Raw genomic sequence first — 14,277 nt, forward strand, 5'->3', positions numbered from 1 at the left:
GTCAGAGCACGGGCGGGTGGGGGAACTGCGCGCACAGCTGCAGCAGCCGGGTGTTGGCCTCGGGCTCCCCGATGGTCACCCGGATCCCCTCGGCGCCGAAGCGGCGCACGGCGAGGGCGTGGGCGTCGCACAGCTCGGCGAAGGCCCCGCTGTGCTCGCCGAGGTTCAGCCACACGAAGTTGGCCTGGGTCTCGGGGTACGGCCAGTCGAGGGCGTCGAGGCCCGCCAGGACGCGCTCGCGCTCGTCGACGACGCGCTGGACCCGCTCCGCGACCTCGTCGTAGTGGCGCACCGACGCGATGGCGGCGCGCTGGGCGAGGTCCGTGACCGAGAAGGCGGGCGCGGCCTGGCGCAGGTACTGGGTGATCTCCGGGCGGGCCACCGAGTAGCCGATCCGCAGCCCGGCCAGCCCGTGCGCCTTCGAGAACGTCCGCAGCACGACGACGTTGGGGTGCCGGCGGTACATCTCGATGCCGTCGACCAGGTCGTCCCGGCGCTGGAACTCCTGGTAGGCCTCGTCGATCACGACGACGACGTCGCGGGGCACCGCGGCCAGGAAGTCCTCGGCCTGGGCGGTGGTGAGGCTGGGGCCCGTGGGGTTGTTGGGCGTGCACAGCAGCACGACCTTCGTGCGCCCGGTCACGGCCGCGGCCATCGCCTCGAGGTCGTGGGAGCCGTCGCGGCGGTTGGGCACCGGCACGCCGAGCCCGCCCGAGAGCCCGATGCTGATGGGGTAGGCCTCGAAGGAGCGCCACGCGTGGACGACCTCGTCCGGGGCGCCGTCCTCGCCGGCGCCCACGAAGGCGCCGAGCAGCTGGTTGAGGGCGCCGAGGCTGCCGGCGCCGGTGACGATGTCCTCGGCGGGCACGCCCAGGAACTCGCCGAGGACCTCGCGCAGCTCCGCGGAGGTGGTCTCGGGGTAGCGGTGGACGTCCTCCCAGCGGGCCAGGACGTCGCGGACGGCCGGGACGGGCCCGAACGGGTTCTCGTTGGAGGAGAGCTTGTAGGAGGCGAAGCCCTCCACGGCGACCGGCGGCTTGCCGGCGGCGTAGCGGGGCAGGCGGGACAGAGCGGGGCGCGGTCGGACCGCCGGGGTGGTGGCGGTGGTCGTCCCTCCGGCCGCGGGTTCTCCGAGCGGCGTGTGGGCAGCGTCGTTGGCACTCATGGAGGTTATGCTATCCCCGCTCCCCCCGGGGTTCCCCGGTGGATGACGCCGCTCCGGACGACCCGGTGCTTTTCGGCGCGAAAGCTACAACCGGGTCCTGCCAAAGTTGGCGACGGACGACAAATCGTCCGCCCGGGAGGGCCCGGGGACCGTGGGAGAATGGGCCCATGCCCACCACGAACCGCATCCTGTCCTCCGGGCGCGCCGCGCTCGCCGCCGCCGTCCCGCCCGTCGCGCTGGGCCCGCTCGACGGCCGCTACCAGCCCGTGGTCGCCCCGCTGGTCGACCACCTCTCCGAGGCGGCGCTCAACCGCAACCGCGTGCACGTGGAGGTCGAGTGGTTCGTCCACCTGGCCGAGCGGGCCGTGCTCCCCGGGCTCTCCCCGCTCGACGAGGAGCAGAAGGCCGGGCTGCGCCGGATCGTCACGGACTTCGACACGGACGCGGTGGCCGAGCTCGCCGGGATCGAGGCCGTCACCGTCCACGACGTCAAGGCCGTCGAGTACTACATCGGCCGCCGCCTGCCCGCCCTCGGGCTCGAGCACCTCGTCCCGCTGGTGCACTTCGGCTGCACGTCGGAGGACATCAACAACCTCGCGTGGGCGCTGGGGATCAAGGACGCGGTGACCGACGTGTGGCTGCCCGCCGCCCGGGGCCTCGTGGCCGACCTCGAGGAGCTCGCCCGCTCCGCGGCGGGCACCCCGATGCTCTCCCGCACCCACGGCCAGCCCGCCACGCCCACGACCCTGGGCAAGGAGATGGCCGTGGTCGCCCACCGCCTGTCCCGCCAGCTCGCCCGGATCGAGCGCACCGAGTACCTCGGCAAGATCAACGGCGCCACCGGCACGTACGCCGCGCACTACGCCTCCGTCCCGGACGCGGACTGGACCGAGGTCTCCCGCACCTTCGTGGAGGGCCTGGGACTGACCTGGAACCCGCTGACCACCCAGATCGAGTCCCACGACTGGCAGGCGGAGCTCTACGCGGACGTGGCCCGCTTCAACCGGATCCTGCACAACCTCTGCACGGACGTCTGGTCCTACATCTCCATCGGCTACTTCCAGCAGATCCCGGTCGAGGGCGCCACCGGCTCCTCGACCATGCCGCACAAGGTCAACCCCATCCGGTTCGAGAACGCCGAGGCGAACCTGGAGCTCTCCAACGCCCTGCTGGACACCCTGGCCGCCACGCTCGTGACGTCCCGCTGGCAGCGCGACCTCACGGACTCCTCCTCCCAGCGCAACATCGGCGTGGCCTTCGGCCACTCGCTGCTCGCGGTCTCCAACGTGGTCAAGGGCCTGGCCCGGCTCGACGTCGCCGAGGACGTCCTGGCCGCGGACCTCGACCAGAACTGGGAGGTGCTGGCCGAGGCGATCCAGATGGTGATGCGCGCCGAGGCCGTCGCGGGCGTCGCGGGGATGGACAACCCCTACGAGCGGCTCAAGGACCTCACCCGCGGGCAGCGGGTGGACGCGGCCCGGCTCAAGGAGTTCGTGGCCGGGCTGGGCCTGCCCCCCGCGGCGGAGCGGCGGCTGTCCGAGCTCACGCCCGCCACGTACACGGGCATCGCGTCGCAGCTCGTGGACTACCTGGCCTGCTGAGCCTCCGTCCCGCGCACAGGGCCCCGTCCGGTCTCCCGGAGGGGGCCCTGCCGTGTCCCCGCGGTGCCGCCCTCCCCGCCGGCGGCAGCGCTCACCGGCTCAGGGTGGGGGCGCCCGTGAGCGCGGAGCCCGTCCACTGCAGGACCTCGGCGGGCCGGTTGGTCGTCAGCTCCTGGACGCCCAGCGCCTGGCACAGCTCCACGTCCCGCCGCTCGTCGACCGTCCACACCCGCAGCACGGAGCCGTCCGCGTGCCACTGCCGGACCAGCTCCGGGTGGGCGCGGACGAAGTCGATGCCCGGGCCGGCGAGGCCCACGAGCCCGCCGCTGATCACCGGGACGGCCGGGGGCACGACGAGGCGCATGCCCGCGTGCAGCACGGCCGCGGCCGCCCCGCTCACCCGCAGGCTCTCCCGCACGGTGCGCCGGGTGGTGGTCTCCACGAGCTGGCACACGAGCCGGGGCGGGACCGACTCCAGGAGGTAGCGCACGGCGTCGGGGTGGAAGCTCATGAGCGAGACGTCGATGTTGTCCAGCCGGCCGGTCTCGGGGTCCCAGCCCTCGCGCATCAGCAGGGCCAGGAGCTCCTCCTCGAGCCGGTGGCCGTACGGGCTCGGGTGCTTCGTCTCGACGGCCAGGCCCACGGGGCGGCCGGCGTCGCGCAGCAGCTCCAGCAGCTCGGGCAGGCTCAGCAGCTGCCGGTCCGCGGCCCCGTGGGTGGGCGGGACCTCGACGCCCTTCCAGGAGCTCCAGTCCAGGCCGCGCAGCTCGGCGAGCGTGCGCGCGGAGACGGGGCCGCGGCCGTCGCTGGTGCGCCCGAGCTGGGCGTCGTGGTGGAGCACGAGCTGCCCGTCGCGGGTCAGGTGCACGTCGCACTCGACGCCGTCGGCGCCGTCGAGCAGGGCCTGGACGTAGGCGGCGCGGGTGTGCTCCGCGTAGGCGGCGCTGGATCCGCGGTGGGCGTAGACGGTCGGTCGCACGGCGCTCCCTCGGCTCGGGGCGGCGGTCTCCGCCGCTCGCTCCCGAGGCTAGGGAGCGGCGGTGAACGAGCGGCCAACGAGGGGCACGTCGGGGTGAAATGCCGACGACGCCCCGCGGGCGGGCCCGCGGGGCGTCGTCGGCCGGAGCGCTCCGGGAAGCGGTGGGGCTACTGCTGCTCGCCCTGGATCTCGCCGCGGGCGGTGTCCTTCCCGCCCGTGCGGTCGCGGAACCGGGGGGCGCGCCTCGCGGTGGCGAGATCGGCCGGGAAGCTCGCCGGCAGGGGGCCGAACGCCTCGTGGGTCGCGGCGATGACCTGCTTGGCCATGGCGAGGTTCGCGCCGCCGCCCACGATCGCGCCCACGCCGAACGGCAGGGCGCGGCCGAAGACCGCACCGGTCTGGCGGGCGATGAAGCGCTTGACGAACATGTTGCGGATGGTGCGCCCGACGTCGAAGGTCTTGGAGTCGTCCCTGCCCATCATCAGGCCCCACGAGGAGACGAGGCCCTTGCCCTTGGTGCCGCTGGCCAGGATCTGGTTCATCACCTGCTTGCCGTCCTCGCCGAGCATGAGGGCCATCACCATGGTGCGGGTCCGCTCGGGGTCCTCGGTGTGCACGCCGTGCAGCTCCGCGATCGCCTGGGCGTAGAGGGCGGTGGCCTCCAGGTAGCCGACCACCGCGAAGGAGGACAGCCCCAGCGACGCGATCGTGCCGACGCCGGGGACCACGGCCGTCGCGCCCACGGCCCCGCCGCCCACGGTCACGGAGCGGAGGTAGATCTTCTCGAGCCGCTCGGCGAGCTGCTGGGGCGTCTCGTCCGGGTGCTCGGAGCGCTCCTTCTGCACGAACTTCAGCACCACCGGCCGCTGCACGCGCAGCACGGTGTCGAGGACCTTGTTCATGGCGGGCTTCGGCCTGCCCTGCTCGTCGAACGCCTTGTTCAGGGGGTTGAAGTCCATGGGACGTGCTCTCCTTGGGGCCGGGGACGGCGGTCTCGGCCCCACTATAGGCACGGCGCGCAGCCCAGGACCGGGGATTCGCCCACGGCGGAGGCGCCCGGGCTCAGCCGCCGGGCAGGCGCGAGACGGACGGGTCGACGTGCTGGAAGGAGTCGGGGAACTCGGCCCGCAGCCGCACGAGCTCGCGGGCGAAGGCGTCCAGGTCCCGGTCCTCCTGGCTGACGGGCTCCCACGGCCGGGCGGGCAGGGCGCGGCCCTCGTCGTCGAGGGCGACCATGACCATGAGGCAGTTGGTGGTCAGCTGCAGCTCGCCGGTGGTGGGGTCCCCGGACCAGCAGTTGACGGAGACGTGCAGGCCGCGGGCGGCGGTGTGGATGAGCCGGGCCCGGATCTCGACCAGGTGGCCGATGTGCATGGGCCGGTAGAAGCGGACCCCGCCGGCGTAGACGGCGATCACGGGCCGGCCGGCCCACCGGGACCCGCACACGTAGGCGGCCTCGTCGATCCAGCGCATGGCCGTCCCGCCGTGCACCTTCCCGCCCCAGTTGACGTCCGTGGGCGCGGCGAGGAAGCGCAGCACGGTCTCCTCGGCGGTGCCCTCGTCCGTGTACCTCTGCTCGGCCATCAGCGCCTCGATGCGGTCGCGCAGCTCGATCCGCCGCTGCGTGATCGCCTGCTGCCGGCGCTCGTACTCGGTCTCCGGCGCCCACTGCGGGACGGGGACGGGCCGGCCGTTGCCGTCGACGGCCACCATGATGATCAGGCAGGTGTCCTTGAGGGTGACCCCTGGCTCGCGCGGGTCCGCGGAGGCGACCTCCACGCGGATGTGCATCGAGGAGCGGCCGGTGTGGACGATCTTCGCCGCGACCTCGACCATGTCGCCCACGCACACCGGGCGGTCGAAGTGGATGTTGCCCACGTACGCCGTCACGCTGTACGAGCGGGACCAGCCGACCGCGCAGGCGTACGCGGCCCGGTCGATCCACTCGAGCACGCGGCCGCCGTCCACGGTGCCGGTGCGCCCGGCGTCGGTCGGGGCGGCGAGGAAGCGGAGGACGGCGGTGTCACGGGCGGCCATGCCACCAGTGTGCCACGGGCGTGGCGGGGCTCACCCTGCGCGGTCAGTCGACGAGCGGGGCCCAGGCGCGGAGCCGCCGGAGCATGTCCGACTTCTTCTCGGCGTGGCCCTGCATGCGCACGAGGATGTCGTCGAGCGCCTCGATCGCCGCGACCACGAACGGGCCCTTGTTGAGCATCACGCACTCGGCGCGCTGGCCCATCGCCGCGTCGGTGACCTCGGCCCGGGACGGCAGGCCCTTCTTGGCGAGGGACTCGAGCACCTGGGTGGCCCACACGACCGGGACGTGCCCGGCCTCGCACAGCCACAGGATCTCCTCCTGCACCTCGGCCAGCCGCTCGAACCCGGCCTCGACGGCGAGGTCGCCGCGGGCGATCATCACCCCCACGTCCTCCCAGCGCATGGCCTCGAGCAGCATGAGGGGCAGCGCCTCGAAGCCGCCGACCGTCTCGATCTTCAGGGTGACGTCCAGGGCGTGGTCGCCGATGGCCTCCAGCTCCCGCAGCAGGTCCGCCACGTCCTCGCGCGAGCGCACGAAGGACATGCTGACGATGTCCGCGTGCTCGGCCACGAACGGCAGGTGCGCGCGGTCCTCCGCGGTCAGCGCGGCGATGCCCAGGTCCGTCTCGGGGAGGTTGATGCCCTTCTCGGCCCGCAGCCGCGTGCCGCCGGGCCCGGCCTGCAGCACCTCGAGCTCGATCTCGTCGGGGGTGACGGAGCGGATCCGGCCGTGGATCTTCCCGTCGTCGATCCACACGGGCTGGCCCGCGCGGGCGTCGTCGAACGCCTCCGGCAGCGAGCAGCCGATCCGGTGGGGTCCCGTGTCCCGCACGGGGGCGGGGGACATGTCCCGGGTCAGCACCAGCGTGTCCCCCGTGCGCACGCGCACGGACTGCTCGACGGCGGGCAGCTCGCCGAGGGTGCCCCGCGACCCGTCCTCGGCCTCGACGCCCAGGCCCGTGGCGAAGTAGACGGTCCGGGAGCACTCCACGAGCACGCCGGGACCGGTGGCCTCGAGCACGCGAAGGCTCCGCCCCGAGCCGCGGGCGTCCTTGAGCCGCAGCCGCTCCCCCGGGGTGCGCGCGGCGGTCCAGGCGGGCTCGACGACGGGGACGGCCGGGGCGTCGTCGTCGACCGCGGGGTCCGGCTCGCCCAGCCACAGGCGGGCGGGGGCCGTGACGTGCCCGGTGGCGTCCCGCGCCGGCTTGATCTTCCGCACCCGCGGGCCCGGCTCGAGGGGACCGGTGCGCAGCTTGGGCCCGGCCAGGTCCATGGCCACGCGCACCTCCCGGCCGAGCGCCCGCTCGGCCGCCCGGACGTGGCCGATCATCGCCGTCCACTGCTCCGGGCCGTCGTGCGCGCAGTTGATGCGGGCCACGTCCATGCCGGCGCGGACCATGTCCTCCACGAGCCGCGCGTCCCCGGCGGCCTCGGAGGGGAAGGTGACCATGATCCGGGTGGCCCGGTCCTCCCGGCCCGGGCCGAGCAGCGCGGCGGTGTTGCGCCGCAGCACCTCGGCCCCCGGCAGCTCCGGCTCCCCGGCCCCGTCACCGGCCCGGTCCCCCGCTCCGGCCAGGGCCCACCCCTCCCCCGTCCGGCCGGCGAGCACCTGCAGGGTCTCCACGACGGCGCGCAGGTGCGGCTCCACCCCGGCCTCCATCCGGCCCAGGGAGGACAGCCCCAGCGCGCGCAGCCGCTGCTGCAGGTCGCGGACGTCCTGGCTGCGCACCGCCACGTAGTCCACGAGGTTCAGCGCCGAGGGCCGGTGCCGGGGGTTGACCTGCCCGACCTCCCGCGCGGCCCGGCGGCGGGCGCGGGCGACGACGTCGACCAGCTCCAGGACCCGGTCCAGCAGCGCGGAGGCCTCCTCCTGCCGGGAGGGGGTCATCCCCGGCCCCCGGCGGGCAGGGCGACGTCCACCCAGACGGGGCGGTGGTCGGAGGTGGGGAACGGGTGCTCGCCGGTCAGCTCCGCGCCGGGCTCGCCCGGGGCGGGCCAGAACACCCCGGAGCCCACGACCCGCAGGTTCTTCGACGGGAGCACGTAGTCGGCCCGGAGGTTGCCGGGGGCGGGGTCGTCGCTGAAGTCCGCGGTGTCGTGGGCCGGGTCGGAGACGTGCCGGAGGTTCGCCCCGCCCTGCCGGGCGGCGGCCTCGGGGCCGCCGGCGGAGGCGGGCAGCGGGTCCTGCACCCGGGGGTGCCCGAGCAGCTGCTGGACGGCCCCGGGCCACGAGTCGCCGTCGTGCGGGTCGGCGTTCTGGTCGCCCATGACCACGAAGCGGGCCCCCGGCTCCAGCCCGCCGCGCCGGCCCTCGTCGTCGTAGACGTACGACGACGCCGCGGGGCCGCCCACGTAGTCGGCCCAGAACCGGATCTCGTCGTGGTTGCGCCGCCCGTTGCGGTCCTCCGGCCCGTCGAACGTCGGCGGGGTGGGGTGGGAGGCCAGCACGTGGACGGTGCGGGAGCCGATCCGCACGGGCACGTCCCAGTGGGACTTGCTGGACAGGCGCAGCTGCTCCGCCTGCTCAGGGGTGTAGTAGTCGGCGGGGAGGAGGTTGCCGGGCATGTCCGCCCAGCGGAAGTCCCGGAACGTGCGCACGCCGTGCGTGTCGACGGGGTGCTTGGAGTACACGACCATGCCGTACTGGCCGGGGAAGAGCCCGAAGCCCCAGGCGTCGCCGGGCCCGCCCACGGCGCCGTCCTGGTCGAGGTCCAGCCCGGAGGGCACGCCCGTGTTCACCGGGGCGGTGTAGACGTAGGGGTAGTCCACGGGGTCCAGGCCGTTCTGGCCGACGGCGAGGTAGCGGGTGCGGAACAGCTCGGCGGAGCGGGCCCCGGCGTCGAAGTCGAACTCGTTGACCAGCAGCACGTCCGGGTCGGCGCGCTGGATCACCTCGGCCACCGCCTTCGCCTGCGGGTCGTCCGGGGCCGTGAGGTCCGCCCGGAGCCGCCCCTCGGTCCCGCGGTTCAGCGAGGCGTTGTAGGTCATGAACCGCACCGGTTCCTGCACCGCCTGCTCCTTCCGGTGCTCCGCGTCCCGCCCGTGCCCCTGCCCCGCCGTGGCCGGCGCCGTCGCGCCCGCCGCCAGGGCCGCGGCCAGTCCGGCCGCCGTGATCGCCTTGCTGCTGCCCATCATTGTCCTCGTCCCGGGGACCGGCCGTCCACAGTCCGCGGGACCGGACGCCCGCGCTCACCGGTCACCGTAGCGGGGCCGGGCGAACACCGGTTGAACGACCCGCCCGCCCGACCGGCGGGCTAGGCTCGTGAGCACGTCCGCCGTCGGAAGGAACGACCGTGATCAGTTCGGAGAACGTCCAGGCCTACGTCGAGCGCATGGCCTCGGGTGAGCCCGCCCCCGGGGGCGGCGCCGCCGGGGCCCTCCAGGCAGCCCTGGGCGCGGCGCTGCTCGCGATGGCCGCCCGCTACACCACCGGCCCCGACCACGCCGGGCACGCACAGGACGCCGAGCGGGCGGCCGCGCGCGCCGAGGAGCTGATCCCGGACGCGCTGCGCCTGGCCGACGCCGACGCCGAGGCCTTCGGGGCGCTCGCCGAGGCCTACGCCCTGCCCGCCGGCTCCGAGGAGGAGCGCACGGAGCGCTCCCGGGCCATCCAGGAGGCCACGGCGGGGGCCGCCCGGCCCCCGCAGCAGCTGATCGGCGTGGGCGCGGAGGTCGTCGGCCTGGCCCGGGAGCTGACGGGCTGGTGCAACCCCAACGTCCTCAGCGACGTGGCCGCGGCGTCCGAGGCGGCGCGGGCCGCCGTCGCCACGGCGCTCGTCACCCTCGAGATCAACCTGCGCTCCCTCAAGGACCCCGCCGTGCAGGAGGAGCTGCGCTCGGAGGTGGGCCGCGCGGAGCAGGCCGTCGAGGACGCCGCGGAGCTCACCCGCCGGATCCGGGAGCGCGTGCGGGGCTGAGCGGACGGATCCCCAGCGCCGTGGACCTCACCATCCACCACCTCCGGTGCTTCCTGGCCGTGGCCGAGGAGCTCCACTTCGGCCGCGCCGCCGCACGGCTGCACCTGAGCCCCTCCTCGCTCAGCGAGCAGGTCTCCGCCCTGGAGCGGCGGCTCTCCCGCCGGCTGTTCCGCCGCTCCTCCCGCCGCGTCGAGCTGACCGCGGACGGCCGCGAGCTGATCCCGCGGGCGCGGGCGGCCGTGGCGGCCATGGAGGACGTCGTGGGCTGGGCCGAGGCCGTCGCGGGCGGGCAGCGCCTGCGGATCGGGCTGATGGTCTCCAGCCCCGGCTTCCGCACGATCATGGCGGCGGCGGCCCGGCGGATGCCGCAGGTGCAGTGGGAGATCCGGCAGCTGGGCTTCCTCGGCTGCCACGGCGCGCTCGCCCGGGGCGAGGTGGACTGCGCGTTCGTCGCCGAGATCGGCGAGGCACCGGCCCAGCAGTTCCCGGCCCTGCGGCTGTGGGAGGAGGGGTGCGTGCTCGTGGTCCCGGAGCAGCACCGGTTCGCTGGCCGGGGCTCGGTGCGCCTGGCGGAGCTCGCCGGGGAGACCTTCGTGTCGGTCGAGGACGGGGCGGTCGCCGGGCGCTGGTTCCCGGCCCTGGCCTCCGCGGACGGCGCCGCCCCCCGGCTGCTGCCGGTGGCCCGCAGCTTCGAGGAGGTCCTGGAGCTGTGCGGGGCCGGGCTGGGCGTCAACATCGCCGGGGAGTCCGCGCAGGCGAGCTACGCCCGTCCCGGCGTGCGCTTCGTGCCCGTCGAGGACGCGCCCCCGGCCACCAGCTACCTGTACCTGCGCCCCGGTCCGCGGCCCGGCCCGCTGGAGGAGTTCGCGCGGCTCGCCGCCGAGCTGGCGCACCCCTGAGCCGCCGGACCGTTCGGCGCGGCCGAACGGCCCTGCGGGAACTCCCGCTGGCCGCCCCGCGGCGGACCGCACAGGATGGAGGGCATGCCCCAGAACCCTCCCTCCTCCGTCGCGGCCGTGCGCGTCGACGCCGGCCTCGTGTACGCCCGCCGGGGAACCGGCGACCTGCTCCTGGACCTCCACCGACCGCCCGCCACCGGGGCGCCCGTGCCGGTGGTGCTGTGGCTGCACGGGGGCGGCTGGTTCACCGGGGACCGGACCCTCGCCCCGGACCTCGCCCGCCACGCGGCCACCACCGGGTGCGCCATGGCGAGCATCGAGTACCGGCTCTCCGGGCAGGCGCTGTTCCCCGCCCAGCTGCACGACGTCCGCGCCGCGATCCGCTTCCTGCGCGCCTCCGCGGGGCAGCTCGGTCTCGACCCGCGGGCGGTGGGGCTGTGGGGCTCCTCGGCCGGTGGCCACCTGGCCGCCCTGGCCGGGCTCACCGGCCACCTGCCGGGCCTCCCCGGCGAGGAGGACACCGCCGGGGACGCCTCCGTGCAGGCCGTCGCGGAGTCCTACGGCCCGGCCGACCTGACCGCCGGGGCCGACGCGGCGCAGACCACCCTCCCCGGCGCGGACAGGACGAGCACCCCCGAGGCCCGGCTGCTGGGCGGGCCGGCCGCCGGCCGCCCGGACCTGGCCCGGGCGGCGAGCCCGCTGGCCCGGGTGAGCGGTGCCGCTCCCCCGTTCCAGATCTCCCACGGCACCGGTGACGTCCTGGTCCCGCACCGGCAGAGCGAGCGGCTGCACGAGGCCCTCGTCGCCGCCGGCGCGGCCAGCGAGCTCTACCTGGTCGAGGGCTACAAGCACGGGTTCCTCAACCCGGCCGGGCGCCTGGACGTCGAGCTGGCCCGCGTGATGGACGACGGGCGCCTCGCCGCCGAGGGAGCCGCCCCCGCCCGCTACCGCACCTCCGAGCGCCCGGGCGCCCCCGACGAGGACCGCGGCTTCGGCTTCGAGCACGTCGAGGCCTTCTTCCGCCGGCACCTGACCACCCGCCCCACGACAGGAGACTCCCTGTGACCGCCATCGACCTGGAGGCCGTGCACGGCCTCGCGCCCGTGATCGACGCCCTGCCCGGCGAGCCGGTCCCGTACTACCTCGCGTCCGGCGAGGGCCTGCGCTTCGAGACCGACGGGCAGCTGTGGACGGTCGTCGCCCGCGGCGCGGACACGGGCGGACTCTTCGACGCCGCGTTCGTGCTCGGCCCGCGGGGAGCCGGGACGCCGTTCCACAGCCTGCCCTCCCACCAGCGCTCCTACTACGTCTTCGACGGCAGCGTGCAGTTCTGGCTGCCCGGGCAGTCCCGCGTGCTGGTGCCCGGGGACTCGATCCACGTCCCGGCGGGCACCCCGGTGGCCTACCGGATGCTGTCCCATCTGAGCAGGCTGCTGTTCTTCTCCGCCCCCTCCGGGGCCCTGGACGCCCTGGTCGGCTCGGACGCGGCGGTGGAGCGCCACGTCTACTCCGCTTCCGGGACCTCCACGGGCCAGCTGCTGCTGCCCGGCGACGCCCGGCTGCACGAGCTGCCGCAGGTGGACCCGCAGGACGTGTGGGACGACGAGCTGCCCGCCGGCGCCGAGGGATACTTCCTGCGCAACCGCGGCGGGGACCGCCGCGCCTGGCCCGACGCCGTCAACGCCTACGCGGCCCGGGGGCGCCACACGGGCGGGCGGTACTTCGCGGTCAGCACCCTGGCCGCCCCGCAGCCCTACATCGTCCGCCACTTCCACCGGCTGCACACCGAGAACTTCCTGTGCCTGTCCGGGCGGATCTGGCTGTGGGTCAACGGCCAGGAGGTGCTGCTGACCCCCGGGGACTTCCTGCACGCCCCGGCCGGCACGGTGCACAGCTTCGCCGTCGCCGCGCACAACACGCAGATGCTCGGGCTGCTGACCTCCGACGTCTTCGAGCCGTTCTTCGACGTCACCGGGGTGGCCACCGACGACCTCGTGCACACCGAGGGCCTGATCGACCCCTCGGTCGTCATGGGCGGGATGCAGGCCCACCCGGACCTGGACGTCGTCGTCGTGGGCGGGCCCCCGCAGCGCGTGCGGGCGGCGGACCTGTAGGGGCGGGCGTCCCACCACGGACACGGGGCCCGCCCGCACGCGGTCCGCGCCGCCGGCCTAGTGGGCCGCGCCCGGCGGCAGCGTGGTCACGCCCGCCGCGGGGCGGCGCACCCAGAAGGACCCCACGACGGCGAGCAGCGAGACGACCGCTCCGCACAGGAACGCGGCCCGGACACCGGCGGCGGTGGCCTCGACGCCGGGTGCCCCGGACGCCTCGGCCCCGATGGCCATGACGGCCACGAACAGGGCCGTGCCGGCGGCGCCGGCCACCTGCTGGACCGTGCCGACGACGGCGGAGCCGTGCGAGTACAGCTTGTGCGGCAGCGCACCCAGCCCCGCGGTGAACAGCGGCGTGAACATCAGGGCCAGCCCGGTGCTCAGCACGACGTGGGCGAGGAGCACCAGCAGGATCGGCGTGGTCGCCGACGCGAGGGTGAGCCCCCACAGCACGGCGCTGACGAGCAGCGCGCCGGGCACGAGCAGCACGGTGGGGCCGGCGGCGTCGTAGACCCGCCCGACGACGGGCGCGAGCAGGCCCATCACGAGCCCGCCGGGCAGCAGCAGGAGCCCGGTGGCCAGCGGCTCGAGCCCGTGCACGGTCTGCAGGTAGATGGGCAGGACGATGAGGGTGCCGAACAGGGCCATCATGCTGATCCCGAGCACCACGGTCGCCGCGGTGAAGGTCCGGGACGCGAAGGTGCGCAGGTCCAGCAGGGCGCGGTCGCTGCGCTGCAGGCGCGTCTGGCGCAGCACGAACAGGGTCAGCGCCACGGCCCCTCCGGCGAGGGGGGCCCACGCCGGGACGGCGCCGCCGCCGCCCTCGCCCAGGGCGCTGAGGCCGTAGACGAGCCCGCCGAAGCCCAGGGCGGACAGAACGACGGAGAGCAGGTCCAGGGGCGCCGGGCGCGGCTCGGTGACGTCCTGGATCCGCATCCCGCCGAGCACCAGCGCCGCGAGCGCGATGGGGAGCACCACGATGAACATCCACCGCCACTCGAGCACGCTGAGGATCACGCCGGAGATCGTCGGACCGATGGCCGGCGCGACCGAGATGACGACGGAGATGTTGCCCATCACCCGGCCGCGGCGGGCCGGGGGCACGAGGGTCAGCACGGTGGTCATCAGCAACGGCATCATGATGGCCGTGCCGCACGCCTGCACGACGCGGCCCACCAGAAGCACGCCGAAGCCCGGGGCCGCCGCGCAGACGAGGGTGCCGAGGCTGAACAGGCCCATCGCCGTGAGGAACACGGGGCGGGTGGCCAGCCGCTGCAGCAGGTACCCGGTGACCGGGATGACGACGGCCATGGTGAGCATGAACGCGGTGGTGAGCCACTGGGCGGCGACCGCCGTGATCGCCAGGTCGCTCATCAGCCGCGGCAGGGCCACGCCCATGATCGTCTCGTTGAGGATCACCACGAAGGCCGAGACCAGCAGCACGCCGATCACGACGCGGTCGCGGTCGGCGACCTGGTCCGGTGCCGCGGGGGCGGGGGGGCTCGTGGGCCCCGGGGGCGCAGTCGGGTCGGTGGCCATGGGCAGGTCTCCTTCGGGCGGGAGGGCGG

At 75.1% G+C, this 14,277-nt stretch carries 12 protein-coding genes; 5 read left to right on the top strand and 7 right to left on the bottom strand.

Going from position 1 to position 14,277, the window contains the following annotated elements:
* Window position 1: 1 nt before the first annotated feature.
* Entirely contained in the window at window positions 2-1,165 is a 1,164-nt protein-coding gene (locus tag M3185_RS00270; protein WP_251331671.1) for a histidinol-phosphate transaminase, read from the bottom strand.
* A 167-nt stretch (window positions 1,166-1,332) separates the two neighbouring features.
* Between M3185_RS00270 and purB the strand changes: the two genes are divergently transcribed.
* On the top strand, window positions 1,333-2,766 hold the full coding sequence (gene purB, locus M3185_RS00275; RefSeq protein WP_251331672.1) for an adenylosuccinate lyase: 1,434 nt from the start codon (window positions 1,333-1,335) through the stop codon (window positions 2,764-2,766).
* Between the two features lie 91 nt (window positions 2,767-2,857).
* Here the strand turns inward: purB and M3185_RS00280 are convergent, their stop codons facing one another.
* The 5 genes from M3185_RS00280 to M3185_RS00300 all read right to left on the bottom strand — a co-directional run bounded on the left by M3185_RS00280 (window position 2,858) and on the right by M3185_RS00300 (window position 8,917).
* Window positions 2,858-3,745 (bottom strand): glycerophosphodiester phosphodiesterase, encoded by an 888-nt coding sequence (locus tag M3185_RS00280; RefSeq protein WP_251331673.1) that lies wholly within the window; start codon window positions 3,743-3,745, stop codon window positions 2,858-2,860.
* A gap of 167 nt (window positions 3,746-3,912) precedes the next feature.
* The gene (locus tag M3185_RS00285; RefSeq protein WP_251331674.1) at window positions 3,913-4,704 is read right to left on the bottom strand and encodes a di- and tripeptidase; all 792 of its coding nucleotides are present in this window, start codon (window positions 4,702-4,704) and stop codon (window positions 3,913-3,915) included.
* 103 nt (window positions 4,705-4,807) lie between these two features.
* On the bottom strand, window positions 4,808-5,782 hold the full coding sequence (locus M3185_RS00290) for an acyl-CoA thioesterase (RefSeq protein WP_251331675.1): 975 nt from the start codon (window positions 5,780-5,782) through the stop codon (window positions 4,808-4,810).
* Window positions 5,783-5,825: 43 nt separating this feature from the next.
* Window positions 5,826-7,670 carry a pyruvate kinase gene (locus tag M3185_RS00295; RefSeq protein WP_251331676.1) on the bottom strand — a complete coding sequence of 615 codons (1,845 nt, stop codon included), beginning with the start codon at window positions 7,668-7,670 and terminating at the stop codon, window positions 5,826-5,828.
* The gene (locus M3185_RS00300; protein ID WP_374238445.1) at window positions 7,667-8,917 is read right to left on the bottom strand and encodes an endonuclease/exonuclease/phosphatase family protein; all 1,251 of its coding nucleotides are present in this window, start codon (window positions 8,915-8,917) and stop codon (window positions 7,667-7,669) included. Before M3185_RS00300 ends, M3185_RS00295 begins: the two co-directional genes overlap by 4 nt.
* A gap of 158 nt (window positions 8,918-9,075) precedes the next feature.
* Between M3185_RS00300 and M3185_RS00305 the strand changes: the two genes are divergently transcribed.
* The 4 genes from M3185_RS00305 to M3185_RS00320 all read left to right on the top strand — a co-directional run bounded on the left by M3185_RS00305 (window position 9,076) and on the right by M3185_RS00320 (window position 12,712).
* On the top strand, window positions 9,076-9,699 hold the full coding sequence (locus M3185_RS00305; RefSeq protein WP_251331678.1) for a cyclodeaminase/cyclohydrolase family protein: 624 nt from the start codon (window positions 9,076-9,078) through the stop codon (window positions 9,697-9,699).
* 20 nt (window positions 9,700-9,719) lie between these two features.
* The gene (locus tag M3185_RS00310) at window positions 9,720-10,598 is read left to right on the top strand and encodes a LysR substrate-binding domain-containing protein (protein WP_251331679.1); all 879 of its coding nucleotides are present in this window, start codon (window positions 9,720-9,722) and stop codon (window positions 10,596-10,598) included.
* Between the two features lie 84 nt (window positions 10,599-10,682).
* Window positions 10,683-11,663, top strand: coding sequence for an alpha/beta hydrolase (locus M3185_RS00315; RefSeq protein WP_251331680.1), 981 nt, complete (start codon window positions 10,683-10,685; stop codon window positions 11,661-11,663).
* On the top strand, window positions 11,660-12,712 hold the full coding sequence (locus M3185_RS00320) for a quercetin 2,3-dioxygenase (protein ID WP_251331681.1): 1,053 nt from the start codon (window positions 11,660-11,662) through the stop codon (window positions 12,710-12,712). The genes M3185_RS00315 and M3185_RS00320 overlap by 4 nt, the downstream gene beginning before the upstream one ends.
* Window positions 12,713-12,769: 57 nt before the next feature.
* On the opposite strand, the gene M3185_RS00325 is transcribed toward M3185_RS00320, so the two are convergent.
* Complete coding sequence (locus tag M3185_RS00325) at window positions 12,770-14,248, bottom strand: DHA2 family efflux MFS transporter permease subunit (protein WP_251331682.1); 1,479 nt, start codon at window positions 14,246-14,248, stop codon at window positions 12,770-12,772.
* Between the last annotated feature and the right edge of the window lie 29 nt (window positions 14,249-14,277).

The sequence above is a fragment of the Kocuria rosea genome (genome assembly GCF_023715525.1).
Lineage (GTDB): Bacteria > Actinomycetota > Actinomycetes > Actinomycetales > Micrococcaceae > Kocuria > Kocuria rosea_A.